Here is a 24,836-nt window from a genome sequence, read left to right as displayed (position 1 = left end):
TTCTACGGCGCAACCGCAGAAACTGTCACTTGGACGGCGGGGTCCGGGGCCGGAGCGCCGGGGTGGGCGGGTCAGGAGACCGTGGGGCGACGACTGTTGACAGCGCGGATGCGGCTGATTCCTGCGCACCAATCCCTGGCCGCCGGGTCGATGGCGCCGAGCAGTCGCAGCGCATCGCTCTGCCGCGGGATGGCCTGCACGTCGAGAAGCGGCTCCATGTGTGAGACACGGTTGCGCAACGTGTGCAGCCGCCTCGCACGATCGGCCACAATCCACCCGTCCGGATCATTGCGCGCGTGCGGAAAAGCATGCCGAACAGCTTGTTCCCACAGGATCCGTCTGGCGGTGTAGTTCCTGTCCCCGACATCCGGCGTCGGCAGCAGCTTTGCCCATACCCCGAAGGTCAACTGGGCGACCAGATCATCGTGGGTGATCCGCGCACCCTTCCGGGGGTGCGCGTTCGCGCGCGCGGCTTCCGCTTCCCTGGCATTGTCGGCGGCTCGGCGACGGGCTCCTCGCGTCAGGCTGTTGAGGGGCGTCGCCGGGTCGACCAACCAATCTGCGCTGTGCAGACCCGACCCACCTCGCACCGGCTGCACCGCATTCCAGATGCGCAGTTGCCTGTCGATCGCATTGCGCAGGATGACCTCGGTGATCGCAAGCACCGATTGAAAAGCCGCCGACAACTCCAGATTCCAGCGGTACAACTCGAGGACGGCGTACGGGTCGTTCCGACAGCAGGACGCGTAGGTGGAAAGCCGGGACGCGTGCAGATGATCAACGATCGTCAGAATCGTCGAGTGCTTGGGCAACGGACCGACTCCCTGTACCATCGTGTGTACATACGAGGACAAGGTCCCTCGTTCATACATGGAGTTCCCCCCGCGACAGCTTGGTCGCGGGGGTTCTTCATTTCTGCGGCCCGGCCGTACGCGCCCATCGGTCGAACCCCAGCCCGACGCTACAAACAATCACACAATAATCCGAGCAGCCTCACCGACCGACTCCACGAAAGTGACAGGTTCTACGGCGCAACCGCAGAAATCGTCACTCGGACACCGGGGGCGGCCGGGCCCGGGCGAGGCGCCGGGGCGAGCAGGTCAGCCGGGGCGCCGGGTGCGGGTGCGGGTGCGAAGCGGGGCGAAGGGCCGGGGTGGCCGGTCGGACGCCCAGGGGGTGGCCGGCGAGGCGGCCAGTCCACGAAAGTGACAGTTTCTGCGGCGAAACAGCAGAAACTGTCACTCCGGCGGCACCGGGACCGGCGGGTAGGCGAGTCGCTCGGGCTTGGGAGACCGGGCGGTTGGGGCAGGCCGGGCGGTGGGCGAGGGGCCGGTGGGCGCGGGCGGGTCGGTAGGCTCTACGGGCGTGAGCACACTGGGAGCGGCATACGGCGTCGGGCTGGCAACGATCACTTCGACCGGGACTGTCCTTGATACCTGGTTCCCGGAGCCGGAGTTGCGCGAGTCCGGCAGTACCGGCACCACCGGCACTGTGCAGATCGGGGCGGATGCGCTGCCCAGCGGCCTGGTCTCGGCCCTCGGCACGGACGATCGTCGCGACGTCGAGGTGGTGGCCGTGGCGACCACAATCGATTCCCTCGACGATGCTCCGGTGGACGCCTACGACGCCTACCTGCGCCTCCACCTGCTCTCGCATCGGCTGATCGCGCCGCACGGGGCTAACCTCGACGGACTGTTCGGGAAACTGTCGAACGTGGTGTGGACCAACTACGGCCCCTGCGCGGTCGACGGCTTCGAAGCCACCCGCGCCCGGCTGCGCCCGTCCGGACCGGTGACCGTCTACGGGGTCGACAAGTTCCCGCGCATGGTCGACTACGTCGTGCCGACCGGTGTGCGGATCGCCGACGCCGACCGCGTCCGCCTGGGCGCCCACCTCGCCGAGGGCACCACGGTCATGCACGAGGGCTTCGTCAACTTCAACGCCGGCACCCTGGGCTCGTCGATGGTCGAGGGCCGCATCTCCGCCGGCGTCGTCGTCGGCCCGGGCTCCGATATCGGCGGCGGCGCCTCGATCATGGGCACCCTGTCGGGCGGCGGCAAGGAGATCATTTCGATCGGCTCGAGCAGCCTGCTCGGCGCCAACTCCGGCGTGGGCATCAGCCTCGGCGACGACTGCGTTGTAGAAGCGGGCCTCTACGTCACCGGCGGCACCAAGGTGACGCTGCCCGACGGTTCGACCGCCAAGGCGGCCACCCTCAGCGGCCAGTCGAACCTGCTGTTCCGCCGCAACTCGGTCACCGGCGCCGTCGAGGTGGTCAGCCGCACGGGCACCGGCATCGAACTGAACGCCGCCCTGCACGCAAACGCCTGAGGCGCACCCTCCCGGGCGGGGGAAGCGGACCGCACGCTATCGCTGCGCGTTCCGCTTCTCCTCGGCGATCTCTTTCAGCTTTCGAAACGCCTCGACGTTGCCCATCGCGTCATCGACCGGGTGGTGGGTATGCGGCGTGACCCACCGCCGCTTCCACCCCGGGTGTCCCCCCAATTGCCGGCATCAGCCCCGCGTAGAAGTCGCCGAGCCTTCTGCCGCTGTGGCCGAAGGGATTGGGCTGCATCGCGGTGTCGAACACCGCGGAAATCCACTGCCAGTCGTAGGCTGGATTGTCCGAGACGAAGATCGGGCGCTGCCCGCCGCCGACCGACTCGAGCCACGCCGTGAACGCGGCGACCACCTCGCTGTCGGTCGCCACCCGTCTGCCGACGATCGGCACCGCAGGTTTGTCGGGGTCCGGCGCACCTTCCTACAGAACGCCGTGAAATGTCCGCAGGCTCTTCTCGTGCACCGCGCCGAACTCCGTCATGGTTCCGCGGATGGAGCCGGCGCCGCGCGCCTCGACGTCGACAAAGATGAAGTTGCTCAACGCTTCCGACGTTCCTCTCCGCGAGATTCAGCCGAGCAGCTTCTTCTGCACCTTGCCCATCGCGTTGCGCGGCAGCGACTCGACGAAGCGGATCTCGCGGGGGCGCTTGTGCGTCGACAGTTGCTCGGCGACGTGGTCGATCAGTTCCTTCTCCGGCGCCTGCCCGACCACATAGGCGACGATGCGCTGCCCGAGGTCGTCGTCGGGAAGGCCGACGACGGCGACCTCCGTGACGGCGGGGTGGCCGAGCAGAACGGTTTCGATCTCTCCCGCGCCGATGCGGTATCCGCCGGACTTGATCAGATCGGTCGACTGGCGCCCGACGATGCGGTGCACCCCATCGGCGTCGATGGTCGCGACATCGCCGGTGATGAACCAGCCGTCCTCGGTGGTGGAGGCGGCGGTGGCGTCGGGGTTGTTGAGGTAGCCGTCGTAGAGTTGCGCGCCGCGGACCTGCAGGGAGCCGACCGATTCGCCGTCGTGCGGGACCTCGGCGCCGGCCTCGTCGCGCAGGCGGGTGTCCACCCCTACAACCGGCGTGCCCACCGCGCCGGGGATGCGCGGGCCGTCCGCGCGGGTGGCGACGGTGATCAGTGTTTCGCTCATCCCGTAGCGCTCGACCGGCTGGTGCCCGGTCAGTTCGGTGAGCCGCTCGAACAGCGGCGCGGGCAGCGGGGCGCTGCCGGAGATCAGCAGCCGGGCCGGGCGCAACGCCGTGGCGGCCTCCGGCGCGTCGGCGATGCGCGTCCACACCGTCGGCACTCCGAAGTAGATGCTGCCCCGCGCCGCGGCGTAGTTCTCCGGAGTCGGCTTGACGGTGTGCACCACCCGGCCGCCGAGGCGCAGCGGTCCGAGGATGCCGAGGATCAGCCCGTGCACATGGAAGAGCGGCAGCCCGTGGACGAGCACATCGCGCGAGGTCCACTGCCAGGCGTCGAACAGCGCGTCGAGGCCGGCCGCGATCGCGTGGCGGGAGAGCATGACGCCCTTGGGCTTTCCGGTGGTCCCGGAGGTGTAGAGGATCATCGCGATGTGGTCGACCGGCGGTTCGGCGTACGAATGCCAGGACCGCGCGTGCATGCGCACCGGGATGACCGGCAGGTCGGAACCGTCCGCCGCGGCGCCGAGCCAGGCGCGGGCGCCGGAGTCGTCGAGGAGGTGGTCGAGCTCGGCGGGCCCCGAGTCCGGCGGGATCGGCACCACCGTCACCCCGGCGATCAGCGCGCCGACGATCGCGATGACCGTCCGCAGCTCCGGGGTGGCGAGCACGGCGACCCGTTCGATCCCGGCGACCCGCTCGGCGACCGAGGTGGCGGCGCCGAAGATGTCGTCGTGCGAGGCGATCTGATCACCGATGGTGACGGCGGCCGGATAGTCGGTCACCCGGGCGAGCAGTCCCACGGCACACTCCTTTGTTGCGTCTGTCCGAGTTTGTTGCGTCTGGGCGAGCTCCGGCCGTACCCGCAGGACGGCCGCAGCTACATGAGGGCCAGGATCACGGCGAACGCGGCCGAGGACAGCATCGCAATCACCAGGATCGCGGCGATCACCCGGTGCCCCGACCGGGTGCGCGGCGGATCGTCCCAGTCCTCGAAATCCTCGACGGCCACCCCGTCCTGATCGGGGTAGTGCACCTCGGCGAACGGCTGCCACTCGCTGCCGGACGCCCGCAGCCGAGCCTCGAGGACCGCGAGTCGGCGGCGAGCCTGGACCGGGTACCCGATGCTCGGCGCGTACATCGGCAACGCCCGCGCCATCTGCTCGGGCGTATCGAAGTGCTGCTGCAGCGCGGAAAACGCCTCGACAGCGACCGGATCATCGTCGGGGCGGGAGGTCAGAAACCAGGCCGCACCGGCCTGAACAGGGCTGCCCAGCGCCGCGTAGGTATAGGCGAGCAGGTCGAGTGCCGCCTGCGAGGTCGGCTCCCGCTGCAGGTGGGCGGACAGCCGACGAACGGCCTCGAGCGGTTCACCGCGCGCGAGGTCCTCCTGGGCCCGATCGATAACTCCCACACCGCGACGATAGTCGGTCGGCGAAGGTCGCGGCCCGTCCCAACGACCAGCCCGACATCTGGTCGCTTTCGTTTTTTTCGTTTACTCTGGCCGTATGAGTACAGCGGCCGAATCCGTGGTGACGACTCCTTCGCAGGACTCCTCGGAGGTGGAGGAGCTTCTGGAGACGCTTCTCAGCGCTCACGAGCTCACGATCTCCGGCGGAGACCGGAACGTTCGGCTACCCACGGATGTTCGTCGGGTGCTGGTGCAGGCTGTTTCCGCCCTGGCGCAGGGCGACGCTGTGGTTGTCGCCGCCCAGCGCACCCAGCTGACGACTCGCGAGGTTGCCGATCTTCTTGGTGTAAGTCGGCCCACCGCGGTGCGACTGCTCGAGGACGGGGCGATCCCGTACACCCAGCCGGGCCGCCACCGACGCGTCGCGCTCGCCGACGTCCTGCGCTACCAGGAGGAGCTCGAGCGCCACAGAGACACCGCTCTCGCTGAGCTTGCCAACCAGGAGGCAGACCCGGTATTCGAAGGCTTCATTCCCACGCGATGAACCGGACATCGGTTCCGCGAGTACTTCTCGACGCCTGTGTGCTGGTGCCTCAGCTCCTCAACGACCTATTGCTTCGTGTCGCGGCCGAAGGCTGCTACCACCCACTCTGGTCACCCGAAGTCCTGGACGAACTGCGCCGAACTCTCGTGGGCGCGCTGGCGATTCCAGCGGAACGGGCCGCGGCACGCGTCGAATTGATGCGCGCCGCGCTCCCGCACGCGTCGATTGATGACTACCAAGGTGTGATGGACGACCTTCACACCGACCGGAAGGATCGCCACGTGCTCGCGGCAGCCATCCGAGGCGGATCCTCCATCATCGTGACCGCCAACCTCCGCCACTTCCCGGTGGCCGCGTTGGAGCCTTTCGGTGTCGAGGCTCGTCATCCGGACGAGTTTCTCTGCGAATGTTTGGATGTCGACCCGGATGCGGTGCTGATCGCCGTCGACACCATTGTCGAACACAACCGCCGGCCGCCGACGAGTCGAGCCGAGCTTTTCCTTGCGCTCGACCGCAGCAACCAGGCGCCGGAGTTCGCGACGCGGGCATATCAACAATTTGTCCCAGACCTACCGTCGATGGTCATCGACGAAAGCGAGCCGCCACCAACCGACCCGAGAACTCCACTCGGAGCAGCCGTCCTGTGGCTAGCGCTGATCATTGAGCAGACCGACGACCCACGCGTGGACAGCCTGTCCGTCAATCCCGAGAAATGGAAGGACCGCGCGCACTGGGCGCATATCCTGAATGATTGGCGACCATCCGCCGGAGTCCTTCCACATCGCACTCGCCAGGAAATCTCGTTCGTGCAGCTGTTCGCATCCTCCGGATATACCGTTCGGCCGGTGGAGCCGGTCCTGCTGCCTGCCTTGTGGTTACAAACCAGGCGCGGCTCGGACGGTTACTGGCGAATCGCTCATCTACACACGTCCCGGCCACGGGAAGCCCTCAGGACACCGGTCGTGTGGCCCACGGCCGATCGTCAATAGCGGTCGGAGCCACGGCATCAACGGGTGAGCAGGCTGATTCCGGACCTTCTCACCACTCCGCCCGGCCGAGGCCGAGCTGGGCGGCGGCGCCGGAGTCGACGGTCATGCAGGTGCCGGTGGTGTGGGCGGCGTCGTCGCCCGCGAGGTAGGACACGGCGGCGGCGACGTCGTCGGCCGGGGTGAAGCGGCGCATCGGCAACTGGCGCCGCAACGACTTGCCGCTACGCTCGACCAGGTCGGCCACCAACTCGGTCGCCACGAAGCCGGGCAGGACGGCGTTGACGCGCACGCCGAAGCGGGCGAGTTCGATCGCGGACGCGCGGGTGAAGGCGTTGATCGCGCCCTTGGACGCCGAGTAGTTGCTCTGCCCCACCCAGCCGCGCTCCCCCATCACCGAGGAGATGTTCACGATGGACCCGCGCCGGTTCTCCATCATGTGCGGCATCGCCGCCTTGGTGATGTTGAAGACCGAGCCGAAGTTGGTGTGCATGACCGAGATCCAGTCGTCGGCGGTCATGTCGTAGAGCAGCTTGTCGATCGAGATGCCCGCATTGTTGACGGCGATGTCGATCGCGCCGAGGCGGCCGACCGTCTGCTCGACCGCTTCGGCGGCGCCGTCGACCTCGGCGACGTCGGCGGCGACGGCGATCGCGGTGCCGCCGAACGCCTCGATCTCGCCGACCACCTCCTTGGCGGCGGTCTCGCTGGATCGGTAGTTGATCGCGACGGCGGCCCCGTCGCGGGCCAGCCGCAGGCTGATCGCCCTGCCGATACCGCGTGCGCCGCCGGTCACCAGGGCCACGCGCCCGTCGAGTATGCTCATCGTGTCCATCGCCTTCGCTCGGGAGTGGTGGGGCGCGTTCCGGGCACGCGCGGGAGGGCGCCTCGTGGCACCCGCGCGCGGGGTAGCGGCGCTGCTACCGGTCGGACCGCAGGAAGGAGGGGCCACCGAAGTCGGGAATCGCCTCCGGTTTGCCCAGGTCGGCGGCGACCAGCGCGGCGGTCGCTCGACCGGAGGTCAGGGTCCGCAGCGACGAGAACCCCTCCTCTACCCAGTGCCCGGCCAGGTAGACGCCGGGCAGGCCGGGTCGATGTGGGAGCCGCTTGCTCGCGGTCTGCTGCGGCGAGTTCGCCCAGCCGTAGGTCGCCCCGCCGGTATTGCCGCTGTACCGATACAGGGTGTCGGGAGTGGCGATCTCGACCGGTGTGAACGCCGCCTCGAATCCGGGCAGGTGCCGTTCGACGCTCGCGAGGATCTCGGCCGACACCGCCTCCTTGCGGTCCGACCAGGTGCCGTCGGCGACGGCGGGGACCAGGCTGGTGATCGTCGCGCGGTGCGGTTCGCCGGCAGCGGGCGGGTCGACCAGGGTCGGCACGCTGATCCAGGTGCCGCCGGGGGTACCCGAGCGGATGGCCGCCCGGGTGGCGTCGTGGTCGGTCGTGTCGAAAACCAGGGTCTCCGAGGCGAGGCCGAGCGCGGTGGGGTCGGCGTTGAGCGTGCCGAAGGTGACGATCGCCGACGGCGCCAACGACATCCGGTCGACCCGCTTGCGCAGCGCCGGGGGCAACCGGTCCCAGCCGATCAGGTCGCCGAGCATCGTGCGGGCGTCGATCGCGCCGACGACAGCCCGCGCGCGCAGGCCCGCCCCGCCGGCGGTGCCGACCAGCACGCCGGAGTCGTCCGCGACCACCGACTCGACCGGGGTGTCGTGGTGGATCACTCCCCCGTGCCGGGTCACCGCTTCGCCCAGGGCATCGGCGAGCGTGCCGAAGGTCCCGCGCGCGTAATAGGTACCGCGGTGCATGGTTTCGAGCATCTGGTTGGCCAGCAGGAACGACACCTCGCTGGGCGGCAGCCCGATATAGGGCCAGAAGCTGCCGAACGCAGCGACGCAGACCGGATCGTCGACAAAGGAATTCACGACATCGCCGAGCGTCGACATCCGATACTCGAAGACCAGCGGCGCCGCGGCAAGCGCGGCCTCGAGCCCACCGGTCCCCACCTTCTGCGGCAGCGCCGAGAGCTGTTCGAAGGCGGCCGCGCGGGTGGCGAACAGTTCTCTCAGCCCGGCCGCCGACGCCGGGAAGGCCGCACACAGAGAAGCCAGGTACTCCTCGCGCCCGGCCGGTGCGTCGAGCACCCGGTCCGGGTAGTACGCCCGGTACATCTCGGGGGTGGCGACGAAGTCGACCCGATCGGCGACGGTGAGGTGGTCGAGCAGGCGCGGGATATAGCCGCCCGGTCCGGCGTCGAGGGTGAAGTGCACCGCCGGGTCGAAGCGCAGGCCGTCGCGCTCGAACGACTGCGCGTAGCCGCCGACGAACGAGTTGCGTTCCAGCAGAGCCACATCGAAGCCCGCGGCGGCGAGCAGGGCCGCTGTGGACAGCCCGGCGAGGCCGGCGCCGATCACCACGACGTCGTGTTCGGACCTCGACGACGAAGAGACGGCCGGAGCGGTTGAGGTAGCCGGAGCGCCGGTGGGGCCGGTCGAGGCAGTGGGAGCGGTCGAGGCGGTCATGCGGGAACTCCGGCGGTCCAGTCGCAGGCGATGCCGGCGTAGATCCACTTGGTGGCCTCGACCCCGATGATGACGCCGCGCTGCCCCGGTTTGAAGTCGCCGTTGCGGCGGCCGTGGTCGAGGAACAGCGGTACCGCCGCGCACCCGCAGGCGCCGGTCATCGCGAGGTTGTCGACGATGCGGCCGTCGAGTTCCTCCCATTCCGGCGTCAGCACCCCGCGCTCGCGCATCGAGTCGAGCATCCACCCGGCATTGCCCTCGGGGATCAGGCACCAGTCGATATCGCGGGCGTCCAGGCCGGAGGCGTCGAGGGTGCCGGTCAGCGATTTGGCGATCATCACCGGCGTGAATTCCCCGGCGCCGACCACATCGACCTTCAGGTCGACCAGCTTCTTGCCGCGCTGCTGCTCGAGCATCGGCGCGTGGGTGCCGCCGCCGATCGCGTGGATACCCGGCTTGCGCAGGCCGCCGACGGCCGCGGTCGCGCCGGGGTGTAGACCGCCCGGGCGGTGATCGGCGCGCAGCACGATAGCGCCGGCACCGTCGCCGAACATGAACAGCGGCATACGATCCCGCATCCGAATCTTCGCCGGGTCCCTCTCCAGGAAGACCGGAGCCATCGCCGGGGAGATCGCTTCGGAGCCGATGATGATCGCGGTGCGGTAGCGGCCCGCCGCCATCGCCGCCCGGGCGATCTCCATCGCCTGAGGCACGCCGGCGCCGCCGGAGCGCAACTCCATCGTCGCGCATTCCTCGATGCCCAGGCCCTCCTGCACCAGGTTGACCACCGCGGGCAGCGTGAAATCCGGTGTGCCGGTGGCGACGATGATCAGGTCGACGTCCCGCGGCTCGAGTTCGGCATCGGCCAGGGCGACCCGCGCGGCCTTGGTGGCCATGCCGGAATTCGAGTCCAGGTGCCTGCCGGTGAGCGGGTCGATCATCCAGAAGCGGCGCACGATCGTGAGCCCCTCGAGGATGTCGTCGGGCAGCGGGCCGACCAGCGACTCCATGGTGGCGTTGTCGATCGGGTCGCCGGGTTGGTAGCTGCCGGTGCCGGCGATGTGCACGGTGAACGGGTCGACTGTCATCGGTTCTTCCTTCGGTGGATGCGTCACGGCGAAACCGGCAGCCGGTCAACGGGTGTCGCGGCGGTATCCGGGGACGCCGGACCGTCCCCGTCGACGGCGAGCAGGCGCAGCAGCCCGTTGACGCGCCGCAGGTCGGCCGCGGAGCGTCCGTCGATCCGCGGATGGTCGCGCTTGAAGAAGCCGGTGAGCACCCGCCCGGGGCCCATCTCGACCACGGTGGTCACCCCGGCGGCGGCGATCGTGTCCATGGTGGCCACCCACCGCACCGCGCCGGTCAGCTGCCGCGCCAGTGCGGCCCGCAATTCGGCCGCCCCGGTGACGGCGACACCCTCGACGTTGACCACCACCGGGACGGTGGGCTCGGCGAACCGGGCGTCGTCGAGGATCGGTGTGAACTGCCGCGCCATCTCGGCCATCAGCGAGCTGTGGAAGGGAGCGCCCACCCGCAGCCGCTTGACCTTGGCGTCCTCGCCGAAATCCGCCGTCCCGCCGCAGATCAGGGCGCCGCCGGCGGCCACGAAGGCGTCGACGGCGCCGTCGGTTCCCGAGACGACGGTCTGGCCGGAGTCGTTGAGGTTGGCGATCTCGACGGTTCCACCGGCGGCGGCCGCCGCCTCGGCGCAGAGCCGTGCCACGACATGCTCGGGGAGCCCGATCGCGGCCGCCATCCCGCCGGGGGTGCGCTCGTTGACCTCCGCCATCAACCGGGCGCGTTCGGCGACCAGGCACAGCGCGACCCGCCAGTCGAGCACCCCGGCCGCGACCAGAGCGGCATATTCGCCGAGGCTGTGCCCGGCGACCAGCACCGGCCGCGGCAGCCGGGGGCGAAGCACCTCGAGGATCGCGATCGAGGTGGTGAAGATCGCCGGCTGGGTGAACTCCGTGCGGGCGAGGACCTCCTCGGGACCGCTGCGGCACAGGTCGGAGAGGCGGTAGCCGAGGATCTCGTCCGCCTCGGCGTAGACCGCCCCGGCGGTGTCCGGGAACTGTTGCGCCAGGTCGTATCCCATTCCGATGCGCTGCGACCCCTGCCCCGGGAAGACCCAGGCCGTGGTCGGCGCGGCGGGCGCGCTCACGAGCCCAGCGCCGGGGTCAGGAAGCCCTTGGCCTTGGTGGCCGCCTGCATCCGGTAGACGACCGGCAGGAAGAGATGGTCGCGCAGGCCCACACCGGCCGCACCGTCGAGCGCGCCGAGGCGGTTGATCATCGTCGACATCCGCATCAGCCCGGCCGCGCGGGAGCGGCGCACCTTTTCGTAGCGGCGCAGCGCCGCGGGCAGATCCCGGTCACCGCCGACCGCGATCCCCAGCGCCACACCGTCTTCGATCGCCTGGCAGGCGCCCTGGGCGACGTCCGGGGTCATCGCGTGGATCGCATCACCGACCAGGGTGATCCGTCCGCTCCCCCACCGGTTGGTCGGACTCATCCGCAGGATGTCCGCGCGGTGCACGATCGGCTCCTCGGTCGCGTCGATCGCACCCTGCATGAACTCCGGCCACCCGTCGAAGTGGACGCGGGCGGCCGCGCGGGCCCCACCGACCGGGTCGGTGCCGCGCGGCGGGGCCTTGACCAGCGCGAGCCAGTAGAGCAGGCCGCCACTGACCTGGTACATCACCATGCGCAGGCCGCGACCCCAGTAGATCTGCATCGCCTGCTTGTCCAGGGCGGGGTGGTCGTAGCCGCAGAGCCCTCGCCACGAGGTCAGCCCCGAGTACCGCAGCGGCGCGGGCGATCCGGTGACCGCCGCGCGCACGGTCGAGGAGACCCCGTCGGCGCCGACCACCGCGTCGCCGGAGATCCGCGCCCCGTCGGAGAGGGTGACGGTGGCGGAGGCATCGTCCTGCTCCACGGCGGTGACGGCGGCGCCGAAACGGATGCGATCGACGCCCAGCGCATCGATCAGCCGGCGGTGCAGGACCGGACGGGACAGGCCGACCGTAGGGGCGCCGTGGGCGGCGGAGGCCGAGCCGACATCGAAGATGCCCATCGCCGATTGGTCGGCGCGCAGGTAGCGGTGCGTCTCGATCGGGTTGCCGAGGGCGGCGATGTCGTCGGCGAGTCCGATCCGTCCGAGCGCCTGTACGGCGTTGCTCCACAAGTGAATTCCGGACCCGAGCGCCAGCGCATCCGCGTGTGGTGCCGGGTCGATCACGGTGACGTCGACACCGGCGCGGTCGAGGGCGATCGCCGCGGTCAGGCCGCCCACTCCGGCGCCGACCACGGTCACGGAGGTCACGCCGACACCGCCGTCTCGCCGGTCGCCGGGGCGATCACCAGGGCGAGGTGGGTGCCGCCGCCGGAGTCGCCGAGGATCACCGTCGGCCCGAGGGCATCCCAACGCCGCCAGGACGCCGCGGCCACGGCAACCGAGACCGCCGGCCCGACCCCCATCGGCACCCCGAGCAGGGCCTGCGGATCGACGATCGGCGGCGGGGTGGCGCCGAAGACATCGGCGAGCGCGGCCGCCTCGCCCCGATCGGCGGCCGCGACCCCCGAGGCGGCCGAGTACACCGCGACGACCTCGTCGGCCGCGACACCGGCCGCGTCCAGGGCCGAGCGGATCGCGCGGGCGACACCGGCTCCGGTGACATCGGTGCGGGCGACACCCAGCCCGTCGGAGGCGATCGCATGGCCGAGCAGCCGGGCGAGGATCGGCGCACCCCGGCGCCGGGCGTCGGCGGACCGCTCGAGGACCAGCGATACCGCCGCCTCCGAGAGGGCGTAGCCGCGCGCCCCGGTCAGGCCGAGGTCCCGGTAGGCGTCGATCACGGTGTCGGTGAGGGTGTCCACCCCGATCGCGAGCATCGCGTCCGCGCGCCCCCGGCCGAGCAGGTCCGCGGCGTAGACGATCGCGGCGCCGCCGGCGGTGTGCCCGGTGGTCACCGTCGTCGTCGGGCCGACGGTGCCGAGGTTCATGCATACCTGCCCGGTGGCGGCGTTGTAGACGGTATTCGGGAAGACCGCCGGGCTCGCGGCGGTCGGGCCGCGGTCGAAGAGCGGCGCGGCGAAGGCCTCCATCGCCTCCATCGGGCCGATCCCGGTGCCGAGGACCGTGCCGATCCGTTCGGCGTCGATCGTCGTCCCGCCGTCGGCCGGTACGTCGATCCCGGCGTCGTCGAGCGCCGCCCGGGCGGTCACCAGCGACAGCATCGCGGGCCGGTCCATCCGCCGCCGCACCTTCGCGGGAATCCGGGCGGGATCGAAGGGCACCCGACCGATGCGATCGTCGCCGACCGCGACGGTGGTCGAGCGACGGTGGAGCACCGCGTCCAGGGCGGCGTCGATGCCTTCCCCGGCGGAGCTCAGTGCGCCGATCCCGGTGATGACCACCTGCTCGGCGGTCTCGACGGCGGGTGCGGTCGTCGTGCCGTCGGTCAGCACGAGGGTGGCGTTGGCGCCGCCGAAGGCGAAGTTGTTCGACACCGCTACCGACGCCGACATCGGCCGGCTGTCGTTGGGGACGTAGTCGAGATCGCAGACCGGGTCGACCTCGCCGTAGTTGGCGGTCGGCGGGACCACCTGTTCGGCCAGCGCCCGGGCGGTGACGATCGCCTCGACCGCCCCGGCGGCCCCGAGCAGATGTCCGATCATCGATTTGGTGCTGCTGACCGCGATGTCGTCGGCGTCGGCGCCGAATGCCCTTCGCATCGCCAGGGTTTCGGCGGCGTCGTTCTTGGGGGTCCCGGTGCCGTGGCCGTTGACGTAGCCGACCTCGGCGGTGCCGATCGCGGCGGCATCGACGGCGGCGCCGATCGCCCGGGAGGCACCGGAGCCGTCCGGCCGCGGCGCGGTCGGGTGGTAGCCGTCGGCGGACAGGCCCAGCGCGGCGATCTCGGCGATATGCGGCAGCGCGAAGCGGGCCGCCAGGTCGGACCGCATCAGCACCACCATGCCGCTGCCCTCGCCGAGGCTCAGGCCCTCCCGGTTGCGGGAGTAGGGCGCGGCCGGTCGCGGGGAGAGCGATTCGAGGGCGTTGAAGCCGGCGACGAGCACATCGGAGAGCGCGTCGGTGCCGCCGGCGAGGATCGCGTCGGCCTGCCCCCAGCGGATGAGGTCGGCGGCGTGCCCGAGCGCATTGGCGCCGGCGGCGCAGGCGGTGTTGAGCGACAGCACCGGCCCCTGCAGGCCGTAGACCCCGGCGACGGCCTCGGCGATCGCCTGCGGGGTCACGTAGGTGAGCACCCGCGGGTCGACCGCGCGCCCCTCCCGCCGTCCGACGTACCAGGAGCGGGCGCTGAGCAGCCCGGCGTTGCAGGTCCCGATCACCACGCCCCAGCGGGTGGGATCGATCGATTCGCGGACGTCGACCACCCCGGAGGCGGTGACCGCACCCATCGCCTCCTCCGCGGCGGAGAGCACAAAATCGTAGGCGCGGTCCGATGCGGCGGCGGGGTATCCGATCGTGTCGGACAGGCGCGGTACCGCCTGCACCTCACCGGCGATCGCGGTACGGAAGCCGGACATGTCGAGATGTTCGACCTCGCGGATCGCGACCCGACCGTGAACGACGCCGTCCCACAGGTCCTTTGCGGTCGGACCCTGCGAGGTGATCGCGCCGACGCTGACCACCGAGACCCGCTCGCAGCCGGCCGCTGCGTAGCCGCTGCTGCGGTCGGTGCGGGCCCGGGCGCCGTCTGCGCGCTGGTCTTCGGTTCCGTTGGTACGCACTGTTCCTCCCGAGGTGCCGGCCGCCGGCCGGCTCGTGCCGTGATCGCAGGGTGGTGAAGGGGTCGACCCGGGCCGGCGTTGCGGTGTCGGCGGGGATCGTCGGGGTGGGTCGTCGGAGGTGGGTCGTCGGGTCGAGTGGTCAGGTCGACCGGTCCGCCGTCGCCGATACGGCGACGGCGACGTGATGTCCGAGGTCGCCGCGTCCGAGTGCGAGAGCGGTACGGATCGGGGTGGATCGGGCGGTACCGACGGCCCAGTCGATTCCGGCGCAGCGTTCGTCCGGCCGGTCGAGATTCAGGATCGGGGGAACGACCGAATCGGCGACGGCCTTCGCGGCGATGGTCACCGCAAACGCTCCGGCGGCGGCGCCGAGGTGCCCCACCGCCGGCCCGGGGGTGGTGCCGATGATCGATGCGGCCCGATCACCGAAAACCTCCCGAATGGCCTCGGCGATGACGACGTCACCGTCGTCCGCCCGTGCGTCGACGACGATCGCGTCGACCTCGCCGATCCGGTCGCCCGCCGCGCCCCGCAGGGCGGCGGCGAGCCCCTGCACCGCCGATTCACGCGCGGTGGGATCGAGGGTGAAGCCGGTCCCGTACCCGGTCAGATAGCCGTGTACCCGCGCGCCCCGGGCCCGGGCGCGGCCCTGGTCCTCGATCGCGACGAAGGCGCACCCGTCGCCGGGCACCCAGCCGTCGCGGTGGGAATCGAAGGGCCGGTACGCCTCCCGTCCGAGGTCGTTGGACCCCGACATCACCTCGGTCGCATCGATCTTCGACATCGCCCACCACGAGGTGGGGTCGTCGAAGCCGCCGGCCACCGCGGCGTCCGCGTCGCCGCGACGCACCGCGCGGGCCGCGCGTCCGATCGCACCGATCCCGGCCTCGGGCCCGCCGGCGAGGTAGGTGTTCTCCCCGCGGAATCCGCGCCCGACCGAGCCGTGGAAGAGCGACGCCGCCTGCAGACCCTCGACGTAGAACAGCGGATAGAACGCCTCGGCGCCGGCGCCGCCCATCACCGCCATGTCGGTGCTGCCGTCGGGTCGACGGGCGAGCAGCACCGCGTCGATCACCTTCGCCGGATCGGAGATCTCCTTGTTGCCGCCGATGTACAGCCCGACCCGGTCGCCGTCGAATCCATCCGCGGCCGTCAGACCGGAATCGATTGTGGCGCTGCTGATGCCGACCACCGCGAGCAGGTCGGAGTAGGTCATATTGCGCAGCAGGCGCCGATGGGCGACGTGCTCGCGAGCGGAGAATTCCACCGCGGGCGCGCCGATGCGGGTACGCAGCGATGCGGTGTTGTGGGCGGTGATCGGTCCGATCCCGCTCTTGCCGTCGATCAACGCGGCCAGGGTCTGTTCGGCGGTGGCGCCGAGCGCGCTGACGATGCCGAGCCCGGTGATCGCCGGGGCGGTCACGACGCGCCCCCGTCCACCGATTCCTCGTTCGCCGATTCCTCGTTCGTAAGGGTCAGCGAACCGAAGGTGGCGACCGACGATCCGTCGACCGCGACCGTCCCGCTGCAGGTCGCTCGCCCGTCGCGCAGCGATCGCACCGTCACCTGCATCTCGACGATGTCCCCCGGTCGCACGTAGTGCCGGTACCGCGCCCGCCCCACGCCGACGAGGGTCCACCGCCCCGACTCGGCGGCCGCGAGCACGCGGGCCGCCAGCGCGGCGACACTGCCGAGGATCAGCACCCCGGGCAACACCGGGAAGCGCGGGAAGTGGCTGTCGAAGACGTCCAGCGACATCGGCACCAGGCGCACGCCGGCGGCCCGTTCGCCCGGCACCAGATCGACGATCCGGTCGACGACAAAGAGGGCGCCGGTATCGCCGTGGACGTCGCCGGTCGGTCCGCCGAGCGTCACCGGCGGACGATCGAGATCGTCGGTGGTCGTCATGCCGCCTCCCCTCGCCGGCCGGTCGGACCGTCGTGCCGCCGAAGCACCAGGCAGGCATTGGTGCCGCCGAAGGCGAACGCGTTGACCATCACCGCGTCGGTGATCACCGGTTGTGCGACGTTCGGCACGTAGTTCAGGTCGAGGTCCGGCCCCGGTCGGTCGAGATTGATCGTCGGTGGCGCCATCCCCTCGGTCAGCACGGCGAGCGCGCCGAGCATGCCCAGGGCGGCCGCGGCCGCCGTGAGGTGCCCGGTCATCGATTTGACCGAACTGATCGCCAGGCCGGCGGCGTCGTCGCCGAAAACGTCCTTGATCGCCCGGGTTTCGCAGATGTCGTTGCCGGGGGTCGAGGTGCCGTGCGCGGCGATGTAGCCGATCGCGGAACGCTCGACACCGTTGACGCCGGCGCGTTCGACCGCCCGGCCCATCGCCAGGGTCACCCCGCCGCCGTCCTCGGGTGGGTCGGTCATCCGGTAGGCATTCATCGTCGAGGCGTAGCCGACGATCTCGGCGAGGATCGGTGCGCCCCGATCGATCGCGTGATCGCGCTCCTCGAGGACGAACATCACCGCGCCCTCGCCGAGCACGAAGCCGGAGCGATCGGCGGCGAAGGGCCGCGAGGCGCGTTCCGGTTCGTCCTGATGCTCGGTGGTCAGTGCCCCCAGCAGGGAGAAGCCGAGGACGTCGAGCCAGGTGATCAGGCTGTCGTACCCACCGGCGAGCATCACGTCGGCGTCGTCGTCGACGATCGCGTGGTAAGCCTCACCGATCGCGTGCCCCGACGCGGTGCATGCGGTCGACAGTCCGAGCACCGGCCCGGCGCAGCCGAGGTCCCGCGCGATCGCGACCGCGGCCGTGTTCTGATCACGGGTGAGCACATCGTCGTGCGCGGGCCGCAGCACCGGTCCGTCGGTGGCCCGGCGGTGGAAAATCTCGGCCAACTCGTCCAGGGACGGCCGCCCGGCGGTGGCACCGACACAGACACCTCGCCGGGCCGGCGGACCGGCGCCCTCGAGATGGGCCTGCTCGGCGGCTTCGCGGGCGGCGGACAGGCCGAAACCACCCGCCCGCGAGAGCGGAAGTCCCGATGATTCCGAGCGGCCGACCTCGCCGCGCACCTGTCCGGCGATACGCACCGGAAAGTGCTTGGCGTCGAACAGGTCGATCGGACCCACCCCGCTGGTGCCGTCGAGCAGCGCCCGGGTGGTCGCGGCGGCCGTGGCCCCCACCGGGGTGACCGCGCCGACGCCGGTGACCACCACACGGCGGCCCCTCGCGCTCGCCGCGCTCATGACGCGGTCAACGTGGTCAGGATGCGGGCGGAGGCCACCGGATCATCGAGGCGATCGGCGGGCAGCAGCGCACACATGATGTCGTCGGCCCGCATGATCACGGCGGAATCCACCGTGGCGGTGCCGGACAGAACGGCCATCTCGTCGGTCATCGACCGGACGACGGCCTCGAGTTCGACGACATCGCCCGGTACCGCGTGCCCGTGAAACTCCACGGAGCCGACCTGCAGGAGCGCCGCTCGCATGCGGCATTCGGTCGAGGCCATGATGAACCACGTGCCGAGCTGGCAGAGCGATTCGAGCAGCAGCGGGGCCGGATAGCGACCGCCGACGACCGACAGGTCGACAGCGCTCGGGTCGTTGGTGATCAGTTTCCGCCCGCGGGCGGACTCCCCCACCCGAATATCGAATAGTCGATCGATCAAATGAAACCGCATCTCACCCTCCCGAAGGGCCGGAAGCCGATGGACCTCGGACGCGCGGCGGCCGCTCAGGCCGCGGCTGCGTATGCGGAGACCAGATCGCCGAGATTGCGAACGGTGAAGAACGCCATCACATTTGCGGGGCGTATGCGCTCGAGGTCGGCGTCGGTGAGCTGCGGCATCACCGCGGTGAGCTGCGCGACGCCGCGCGGCAGGATCGTCTCGGTCGACTCGTCGCCGAATTCGCCCTCCGGAACGTCGCCCTGAATGTAGGCAGCGAGGTCCTTCACGGTGATCTTCGTGCCGGTCGACTGGGCGATGCGGTACAGAATATCCAGCAGGTCAATCGATTCCGCTCCCAGCTCGTCGAGCAGAGTCGAATCCGCCTCGACCTCCTCGAGGTCGAGGCCCAGGGCATCGGCGACCGCTTCCCGAACGGTATCCAGTGTGGCGCTATTCATGACATCCCCCTTGACGGGGTATCGCCGCGGCCCTCGGATGCCGCTCGACCCCCGACCGTAAGCACATGCGAGGTGGAAACCCCGACGATGGAGCCCCCGCATGCGGTCTGCAATCCCGTTGGTGTGTCGATGATCTTGCCGGATCATCTCCCCCGAATATCGACCCCGAGGCTTCCGCGATATCGCGGAACATGCGCCTGCTTCCGAGCCCGGAAAACCGACATTCGGTACGGAAATGAAGGTATCCGCGGCCGGAGGACCGTGCAAGACGGACGCGTCGGACAAAAGTGGTACGCCGACCCCGCCCGAACGCCCGGACATCCGTGCGCGGCGACGCGAAACCGGCCCGTTCCGGGCGTCCGCGACGGCCTACTCGGGTCTCACCGCGGGAGTCGGCGACCGATCCCCGCACCGACTCCAACCCCCACGGAAGTACCGAAAGGGCTGTTCATCAGCATGATTGGCACCGCGAGCGCCGACCCTCCACCGGACGGTCGAGAAGAGCATTCGGCCGTAGCACACTACAGCTTGGATATCACTCAATAATCAATCGGATGCCGGCGGCGTACCTCTTTCGATACCGTAGCCCGGCCCGAGGTGATACCCGGTCGCCCTCCGCCGCGTCGCCGACACCCGACCGCCGCGTCGCCGTCGCCCGCCCCCGGACACCTCAACGCCCCGGCGGAGGGTCCGCCGGGGCGTTGGGGGTCGTGCAGGTGTGAGGGTCGTTCAGTTGTGCACCCGGCGGGTCAGCGGGAGCGACGCTCGGTGAGGGCCCGCAGGAAGAACATCAGGTTGGCGGGGCGCTCGGCGAGCCGACGCATGAAGTAGCCGTACCACTCGGTGCCGTAGGGCACGTAGACCCGCACGGCCGAACCGGAATCGATCAGCCGACGCTGCTCGTCGTCGCGGATCCCGAAGAGCATCTGGTGCTCCCAGCGATCGGCCGGGCGGTCGTAGCCGTCGGCCGCCTCGATGATCAGCGGGTCGTGCGAGGCGACCATCGGGTAGCCGGTCCCGGCCATCAACTCCCGCAGGCTGCCCAGGTACGACGCGTTCACCGCCTCGACGTCCTGGTAGGCGACATCGGCCGCCTCCCGGTAGGCACCCTTGCACAGCCGGATTCGCCGGCCGCTGCGCTCGCGGCAGACCGCACCCGAATCGCGCAGGTAGGCCTGGACGACGAGGCCCAGCGTCGGGAACTCGGGGTAGAACTCCGAGACGATCGTGCGGGTGATCTCCGCAGTGGTCGCGTCCTCCGCGTCGACGGTCACCCAGACGTCGGCGAGCGCCGCCGCCTCGCAGATCTCCCGCAGCCCCCGGCGGGCCAGGTCCGGATCGACCGTCAGGCCCAGGGCGGTCAGCTTGACCGATACCTCGACCGGCCGAGCCGAGCCGGGGGTGGTGTCCGCGGACGCGAGCGTCGCGAGGTCGGCGATCATCAGCAGGTACTCGTCGACCGTGGCACGGGCGGCGGCCGGGTCGGTGGTGTCCTCGCCGAGGTAGTCGACGGTGACGTAGCGGCCGGAGGCGAGGATCTCGCGCAGGACCGGCAGCACCGCGACGCGGTCGTTACCCCCGACGAAGCGGCGGGCCAGGGCGGCGGTCGGCTTCGCGCGGGAGACCAGCTGCTCGAGGCGCGGCGAGCGGGCGGCGGCCAGCAGCGCCGGGCGCAGGGGCCGGGCCAACGATTCGGTGACGGTGGTCATCTCAGGCCTCCATGTGGGGGTAGGTGTGGGTGCGCGCCGGCACGAAGGTTTCCTTGATCGTGCGCGGGGAGACCCAGCGCAGCAGGTTCATCGGCGAGCCGGCCTTGTCGTTGGTGCCCGACGCGCGACCGCCGCCGAAGGGCTGCTGGCCGACGACGGCGCCGGTGGGCTTGTCGTTGATGTAGAAGTTGCCGGCCGCCGAACGCAGACCCGTCATCGCACGGTCGATCGCCGCGCGTTCGCGCGAGATGATCGAACCGGTGAGCGCATAGGGGCTTTCGCCGTCGATCACGGCGAACATCCGGTCGAAGTCCTCGTCGGGGAAGGTGGTGATCGCCAGGATCGGGCCGAAGTACTCGGTGCGCAGCGCCTCGTCACCCGCGGGCACCTCGAGCACCGTCGGGTGCACGAAGAATCCCTCGGAGTCGTCGTAGGCGCCGCCGTGCACGGCGACGCCCTCGGCGGCCTTCGCGCGCTCGATCGCCGCGACGTTCTTGTCGTAGGAGCGCCGATCGATCACCGCGCCACCGAAGTTGGTCGGATCGGCCACGTCGCCGTAGGACAGTTCGGAGACCGTCTTCAGGAAATCGTCGCGAATCGTCGCCCACAGCGACTCCGGCAGATAGGCGCGCGAGGCGGCCGAGCACTTCTGGCCCTGGTACTCGAAGGCGCCGCGGATCAGCGCGGCCGAGAGGATCTCCGGGTCGGCCGACGGATGGGCGAGCACGAAGTCCTTGCCGCCGGTCTCGCCGACCAGCCGCGGATAGCTCTGGTAGCGGTCGATAGTGGTGCCGATCTGCTGCCAGAAGTGCTTGAAGGTCGCGGTCGATCCGGTGAAGTGCAGCCCGGCCAGGCGCGGGTCGGCGAGCACGACATCGGAGACGGCCGTGCCGGAGCCGGTGACCATGTTGATCACGCCGGCCGGCAGTCCGGCCTCCTCGAGCAGCTGCATCGTCAGGTAGGCGGTCAGGGTCTGGGTCGGGGACGGCTTCCAGACGACCGTATTGCCCATCAGGGCGGGGGCGGTCGGCAGGTTGCCGGCGATCGCGGTGAAGTTGAAGGGGGTGACGGCGTAGACGAATCCGTCGAGCGGGCGGTGGTCCATGCGGTTCCATACGCCGGGCGAGGAGATCGGCTGCTCGGTGAGGATCTCGCGGGCGAAGGCGACGTTGAAGCGCCAGAAGTCGGCAAGCTCGGCGGCGGCGTCGATCTCGGCCTGGTAGAGGGTCTTGGACTGGCCGAGCATCGTGGCGGCGACCAGGATGGCGCGCCACGGGCCGGACAGCAGGTCGGCGGCGCGCAGCAGGATCGCGGCACGCTCGTCGAAGCTGGTCGCCCGCCAGGCGGGGGCGGCGGCGATCGCGGCCTCGACGGCGGCGGTCGCGTCGGCGTGGTCGGCCTCGATCGCGGTCGCCAGCACGTGCGAGTGCCGGTGCGGGGCGACGACTTCGAACTTCTCGCCGGTCGCGCCGTGGACGTGCTGCCCGCCGATCACGTGCGGGATGTCCAACGGGGCGGCGCCGAGGCGAGCGACCTCGGCCAGTGTGCGGGCCCGCTCATCGCTGCCCGGCGCATAGTTCAGGACCGGCTCGTTGACGGGGCTGGGAGTGACGGTGACGGCATCCATACGATCATGAAACCGCGACGAGGATCACGACACCTTGTCCGATCGGAAGAATCTATGCCGATCTATTTGGCCGATCGGACTAGTATGCCGGTATGGCGGTATCACTGCGCGATCTGGTGGCCGCGCTCGGCGGTCCACTGGTCGCCGAGGTGACCGACGCGGGGAATCTCGACGTCCGGGTGTCGACCACCGCCCTGGTCGACGCCGACGATCTGACGATGGGGCTGTCGGTCGGCGCCCGCGACGCCGACCTGTACGTCCTGGTCGGCGTCCCGCACGGGGTGGTCGCCGATTGGCTGACCTCGGGGGCGCGGCGCCGGGCGGACCGGTCACCCAATGGCCCGGCCGCCCTGTTCGTCAAGGACGTCTCGGTGGACGAGGACGTGGTGCAGACCGCGATCCGGCGCGGTATCACCGTGGTGCGCATCGACCGATCGGCCCGATGGGAACGGGTCTATCGACTGATCGGCCGACTGCTGGAGGCGCCGAGCGCCGCGGACGGCGGCGCCGGGGCCGATGCGACCGATCGCGACCTGTTCTCGCTGGCCCGCACGACCGCCGCCGCGACGGGAGGGCTGGTCTCGATCGAGGACGAGCGCTCGCACGTGCTGGCCTACTCGGCCTCCGGGGCGGACGAGGCCGACGAACTGCGACGGCTGTCGATCCTCGGGCGCGAGGGCCCCGCGGCGTATCTGGCCCAACTGCGGGCCTGGGGGGTGTTCGACCGCTTGCGGGCCGGCCCGACGGTGGTGCGGGTCGAGGCGCGTCCGGACCTCGGTATCGCGGCGCGCTGGGCGATCGGGATCCATCGGCCGGGCTTCCTCGGATCGATCTGGGTACAGGAGGGCCGCGGTCCGATCGATCCGGATACCGCCGACGTGCTGGTCGGGGCGGCGGCGGTCGCCGGCCGGTTGATCGATCGGCGGCTGCGCTCCCCCGGCGTCTACGACGATCAGGTGCGGGCCCTGCTCGGCCTGACCGTCGACGACCCGGACGTCGCCGAACTCACCACCGCGCTCGACCTGCCCGCCGCCGGGACGTGCGCGGTCGCCGCCTTCACCCCGGCTCCGACGATCGACACCCTCGCCCTGCGCGCCGGCGCATTGCATCCGCGGGCGACCACGACCGGCTACGGCGGCCGCGCCTACGTGCTCGTCCCGGCGGCGCTCGCGCCCCGACTGCTCGAGACCTGGGCGAACGGGGTGCTCGACCACCAGCGCGGCGAGGCGGCGGCACGGTCGCGGGCGGCGATCGCCACCGCGGTCGCCGGCTACGAGCAGGCGGCCCCGGCTCGCCGGGAACTCGACCGTGTGCTCGACGTCGGCGGCCCGGACGTCGCCCGGGTGTCCACCTTTGCCGCCGCCCGCACCGCGGTGCTGGTCACCGAGATCGTCGACCTGCTCGCCGAGCGTCCGGAATTGCGCGATCCGCGGATGGCGGATGTCTTCGCCGGGGACGCCGCGGGTCTGCGGCTGCTCGAAGCGCTACGCGCCTACCTCGCCCATCCGGGCGATATCCGGTCCGCGGCTGCCGAATTGCATATCCACCCCAATACGCTGCGCTATCGGCTGCGACGGATCGAGGAACTCACCGGACACTCGACAACCGATCCGCGCGATCGTCTGCTGATGGACCTGCACGTCCGGGTACACGATCGGTCACCGACGCGTTGAACCGCGCACGGGGCACCTCCTCGACGCGGCCGACCACGTATCCGAGTGCGGCGAACCACCGTTCGACGCTGACACCGCGGATCGCGGCCGGTACCAACGGATTGCGCAGGACCAGGAAGGATGCCAGGGCGACCTTCGCCCGCGCCGGCATGCGCGGCGCGCCGAACCTGCGGTAGCGGTAGTACGCCTTCGTCTCCCCGCGACCGTATCCGCGCATCTGCCGGAAGATCCCGTCCCGATCCGATCGCAGCCGATAGGCGACCACCGATCGCGGGGCGAACCGAATGGTGAACCCCGCCAACTGGGCGCGCCAGGAGAAGTCGACGTCCTGGCCGACGACGAAGGTGGGATCGAACCCGTCGATCGCCTCGAAGGTGGCCCGCCGGACGCCGAGATTGCAGCCCGACGCCGACGGCAGGAAGTCCGGCTCGTCGAAGACGAAGGCCAGCGAACCCAGCGGCCGGGCGGCGCGGGCCTCCGGGGTGTTGAGCGACTCGGTTTCGATATCGCCGGCGACGAGATCGACCCCGGCGGAGGCCGCGACCAGTTCCGTCAGCCAGCCGGGATGGACGCGATCGTCCGCGTCGACGAAGGCCAGGAAGTCGCCCCGACTGTGCCGAACGGCGGCATTGCGAACGTGGGCGGCTCCGCGGCGGGCATCCTCGATCACGATCTGCGCGTCGAGACCCGGGTGATCGCGGGCGATCGTCTCGAGCGTGCCGTCGGTCGAACCGTTGTCGGCGAGGATCAGCTCCCAGGCCCCCGGATAGTCCTGGGCGACCAGCGCCTCGATCTGCTCGCCGATGGTGTCGGCGGCGTTGTACATCGGCACGATCACCGAAACCAGATGTGGTGTCACCCGTGGGCCTCCCGTACAGCGCTTTAACGCGACCGACCAGTACCCCCTGGCGGCAAGGTACTACACCGTGCCCGGTTCATCCCGTCCGCCCGGTCGCCCGGTGCGATCGGGCGAAGCGGGCGCACGGAAGAGGGCTAGGGTGCCCATTGGCCCACCGGCCCTTCGGTCGGGCCGCCCACCCGCGGCC

21 protein-coding genes and 1 pseudogene are annotated in these 24,836 nt (G+C 70.6%); 4 read left to right on the top strand and 18 right to left on the bottom strand.

The features are described 5' to 3' along the window. Positions 1-71: 71 nt before the first annotated feature. Positions 72-707 carry a hypothetical protein gene (locus MB1_RS07320; RefSeq protein WP_245650084.1) on the bottom strand — a complete coding sequence of 212 codons (636 nt, stop codon included), beginning with the start codon at positions 705-707 and terminating at the stop codon, positions 72-74. Between the two features lie 658 nt (positions 708-1,365). Here MB1_RS07320 and dapD point away from each other — a divergent pair. Continuing rightward, complete coding sequence (gene dapD, locus MB1_RS07315) at positions 1,366-2,331, top strand: 2,3,4,5-tetrahydropyridine-2,6-dicarboxylate N-succinyltransferase (RefSeq protein ID WP_066905265.1); 966 nt, start codon at positions 1,366-1,368, stop codon at positions 2,329-2,331. Between the two features lie 109 nt (positions 2,332-2,440). Here the strand turns inward: dapD and MB1_RS07310 are convergent, their stop codons facing one another. The 3 genes from MB1_RS07310 to MB1_RS07300 all read right to left on the bottom strand — a co-directional run bounded on the left by MB1_RS07310 (position 2,441) and on the right by MB1_RS07300 (position 4,893). Then, entirely contained in the window at positions 2,441-2,731 is a 291-nt protein-coding gene (locus MB1_RS07310) for a hypothetical protein (RefSeq protein ID WP_066905263.1), read from the bottom strand. A 177-nt stretch (positions 2,732-2,908) separates the two neighbouring features. Next, a complete protein-coding gene (locus MB1_RS07305) occupies positions 2,909-4,282 on the bottom strand; it encodes an acyl-CoA synthetase (RefSeq protein WP_066905261.1) in 1,374 nt (457 codons plus the stop codon). A 77-nt stretch (positions 4,283-4,359) separates the two neighbouring features. Beyond that, positions 4,360-4,893: a DUF6584 family protein gene (locus tag MB1_RS07300; RefSeq protein ID WP_066905259.1), complete on the bottom strand. Its 534-nt coding sequence runs from the start codon at positions 4,891-4,893 to the stop codon at positions 4,360-4,362. A 94-nt stretch (positions 4,894-4,987) separates the two neighbouring features. Between MB1_RS07300 and MB1_RS07295 the strand changes: the two genes are divergently transcribed. Together MB1_RS07295 and MB1_RS24920 are read left to right on the top strand one after the other, a co-directional pair. Beyond that, a complete protein-coding gene (locus tag MB1_RS07295; RefSeq protein WP_084351128.1) occupies positions 4,988-5,434 on the top strand; it encodes a helix-turn-helix domain-containing protein in 447 nt (148 codons plus the stop codon). After that, positions 5,431-6,423 carry a PIN domain-containing protein gene (locus MB1_RS24920; RefSeq protein ID WP_084351126.1) on the top strand — a complete coding sequence of 331 codons (993 nt, stop codon included), beginning with the start codon at positions 5,431-5,433 and terminating at the stop codon, positions 6,421-6,423. The genes MB1_RS07295 and MB1_RS24920 overlap by 4 nt, the downstream gene beginning before the upstream one ends. Positions 6,424-6,472: 49 nt before the next feature. Here MB1_RS24920 and MB1_RS07285 read toward each other — a convergent pair whose 3' ends face one another. From MB1_RS07285 to pruA, 13 genes are all read right to left on the bottom strand, one after another. Continuing rightward, a complete protein-coding gene (locus tag MB1_RS07285) occupies positions 6,473-7,246 on the bottom strand; it encodes an SDR family NAD(P)-dependent oxidoreductase (protein ID WP_066905621.1) in 774 nt (257 codons plus the stop codon). A gap of 94 nt (positions 7,247-7,340) precedes the next feature. Next, positions 7,341-8,942: a phytoene desaturase family protein gene (locus MB1_RS07280; protein WP_084351124.1), complete on the bottom strand. Its 1,602-nt coding sequence runs from the start codon at positions 8,940-8,942 to the stop codon at positions 7,341-7,343. After that, complete coding sequence (locus MB1_RS07275) at positions 8,939-10,030, bottom strand: 3-oxoacyl-ACP synthase III family protein (protein ID WP_066905253.1); 1,092 nt, start codon at positions 10,028-10,030, stop codon at positions 8,939-8,941. Before MB1_RS07275 ends, MB1_RS07280 begins: the two co-directional genes overlap by 4 nt. Before the next feature lie 23 nt (positions 10,031-10,053). Then, a complete protein-coding gene (fabD, locus tag MB1_RS07270) occupies positions 10,054-11,106 on the bottom strand; it encodes an ACP S-malonyltransferase (protein ID WP_157083942.1) in 1,053 nt (350 codons plus the stop codon). Then, positions 11,103-12,266: an FAD-dependent monooxygenase gene (locus tag MB1_RS25985; protein WP_066905249.1), complete on the bottom strand. Its 1,164-nt coding sequence runs from the start codon at positions 12,264-12,266 to the stop codon at positions 11,103-11,105. The genes fabD and MB1_RS25985 overlap by 4 nt, the downstream gene beginning before the upstream one ends. Beyond that, positions 12,263-14,698 (bottom strand): beta-ketoacyl-[acyl-carrier-protein] synthase family protein, encoded by a 2,436-nt coding sequence (locus MB1_RS07260; protein WP_066905247.1) that lies wholly within the window; start codon positions 14,696-14,698, stop codon positions 12,263-12,265. Before MB1_RS07260 ends, MB1_RS25985 begins: the two co-directional genes overlap by 4 nt. A 139-nt stretch (positions 14,699-14,837) precedes the next feature. Beyond that, a complete protein-coding gene (locus MB1_RS07255; RefSeq protein WP_066905245.1) occupies positions 14,838-16,121 on the bottom strand; it encodes a beta-ketoacyl-[acyl-carrier-protein] synthase family protein in 1,284 nt (427 codons plus the stop codon). Continuing rightward, positions 16,118-16,606, bottom strand: coding sequence for an ApeI family dehydratase (locus MB1_RS07250; RefSeq protein WP_066905237.1), 489 nt, complete (start codon positions 16,604-16,606; stop codon positions 16,118-16,120). Before MB1_RS07250 ends, MB1_RS07255 begins: the two co-directional genes overlap by 4 nt. Then, the gene (locus tag MB1_RS07245; protein ID WP_066905235.1) at positions 16,603-17,898 is read right to left on the bottom strand and encodes a beta-ketoacyl-[acyl-carrier-protein] synthase family protein; all 1,296 of its coding nucleotides are present in this window, start codon (positions 17,896-17,898) and stop codon (positions 16,603-16,605) included. The genes MB1_RS07250 and MB1_RS07245 overlap by 4 nt, the downstream gene beginning before the upstream one ends. Then, positions 17,895-18,335, bottom strand: coding sequence for a 3-hydroxyacyl-ACP dehydratase FabZ family protein (locus MB1_RS07240; protein ID WP_066905233.1), 441 nt, complete (start codon positions 18,333-18,335; stop codon positions 17,895-17,897). Before MB1_RS07240 ends, MB1_RS07245 begins: the two co-directional genes overlap by 4 nt. Positions 18,336-18,388: 53 nt before the next feature. After that, positions 18,389-18,781, bottom strand: coding sequence for an acyl carrier protein (locus MB1_RS07235; protein WP_066905231.1), 393 nt, complete (start codon positions 18,779-18,781; stop codon positions 18,389-18,391). 749 nt (positions 18,782-19,530) lie between these two features. Beyond that, the gene (locus MB1_RS07230) at positions 19,531-20,490 is read right to left on the bottom strand and encodes a proline dehydrogenase family protein (RefSeq protein WP_066905229.1); all 960 of its coding nucleotides are present in this window, start codon (positions 20,488-20,490) and stop codon (positions 19,531-19,533) included. A 1-nt stretch (position 20,491) separates the two neighbouring features. After that, a complete protein-coding gene (gene pruA / locus MB1_RS07225) occupies positions 20,492-22,117 on the bottom strand; it encodes an L-glutamate gamma-semialdehyde dehydrogenase (RefSeq protein WP_066905227.1) in 1,626 nt (541 codons plus the stop codon). Positions 22,118-22,209: 92 nt separating this feature from the next. Here pruA and MB1_RS07220 point away from each other — a divergent pair, with 92 nt between their 5' ends. Continuing rightward, positions 22,210-23,790: a PucR family transcriptional regulator gene (locus MB1_RS07220; protein WP_066905225.1), complete on the top strand. Its 1,581-nt coding sequence runs from the start codon at positions 22,210-22,212 to the stop codon at positions 23,788-23,790. Here the strand turns inward: MB1_RS07220 and MB1_RS07215 are convergent. After that, positions 23,705-24,655, bottom strand: a pseudogene (locus MB1_RS07215) (glycosyltransferase family 2 protein); the annotation flags it as partial. The gene MB1_RS07220 and the pseudogene MB1_RS07215 overlap by 86 nt on opposite strands. Between the last annotated feature and the right edge of the window lie 181 nt (positions 24,656-24,836).

The sequence above is a fragment of the Millisia brevis NBRC 105863 genome, from assembly GCF_001552615.1.
Taxonomy (GTDB): Bacteria; Actinomycetota; Actinomycetes; order Mycobacteriales; family Mycobacteriaceae; genus Millisia; species Millisia brevis.
Note: the sequence above shows the minus strand (reverse complement) of the source record. Positions and strands in the feature narration are given on the sequence as shown.

What these genes read in the sequence shown, in the direction of transcription:
- MB1_RS07295 (WP_084351128.1), top strand. Translation starts at nt 4,988, where the DNA reads ATGAGTACAGCGGCCGAATCCGTGGTGACGACTCCTTCGCAGGACTCC.
- MB1_RS24920 (WP_084351126.1), top strand. Translation starts at nt 5,431, where the DNA reads ATGAACCGGACATCGGTTCCGCGAGTACTTCTCGACGCCTGTGTGCTG.
- MB1_RS07285 (WP_066905621.1), bottom strand. Translation starts at nt 7,246, where the DNA reads ATGAGCATACTCGACGGGCGCGTGGCCCTGGTGACCGGCGGCGCACGC.
- MB1_RS07280 (WP_084351124.1), bottom strand. Translation starts at nt 8,942, where the DNA reads ATGACCGCCTCGACCGCTCCCACTGCCTCGACCGGCCCCACCGGCGCT.
- MB1_RS07275 (WP_066905253.1), bottom strand. Translation starts at nt 10,030, where the DNA reads ATGACAGTCGACCCGTTCACCGTGCACATCGCCGGCACCGGCAGCTAC.
- MB1_RS07250 (WP_066905237.1), bottom strand. Translation starts at nt 16,606, where the DNA reads ATGACGACCACCGACGATCTCGATCGTCCGCCGGTGACGCTCGGCGGA.
- MB1_RS07245 (WP_066905235.1), bottom strand. Translation starts at nt 17,898, where the DNA reads ATGAGCGCGGCGAGCGCGAGGGGCCGCCGTGTGGTGGTCACCGGCGTC.
- MB1_RS07240 (WP_066905233.1), bottom strand. Translation starts at nt 18,335, where the DNA reads ATGCGGTTTCATTTGATCGATCGACTATTCGATATTCGGGTGGGGGAG.
- MB1_RS07235 (WP_066905231.1), bottom strand. Translation starts at nt 18,781, where the DNA reads ATGAATAGCGCCACACTGGATACCGTTCGGGAAGCGGTCGCCGATGCC.
- MB1_RS07230 (WP_066905229.1), bottom strand. Translation starts at nt 20,490, where the DNA reads ATGACCACCGTCACCGAATCGTTGGCCCGGCCCCTGCGCCCGGCGCTG.
- pruA (WP_066905227.1), bottom strand. Translation starts at nt 22,117, where the DNA reads ATGGATGCCGTCACCGTCACTCCCAGCCCCGTCAACGAGCCGGTCCTG.
- MB1_RS07220 (WP_066905225.1), top strand. Translation starts at nt 22,210, where the DNA reads ATGGCGGTATCACTGCGCGATCTGGTGGCCGCGCTCGGCGGTCCACTG.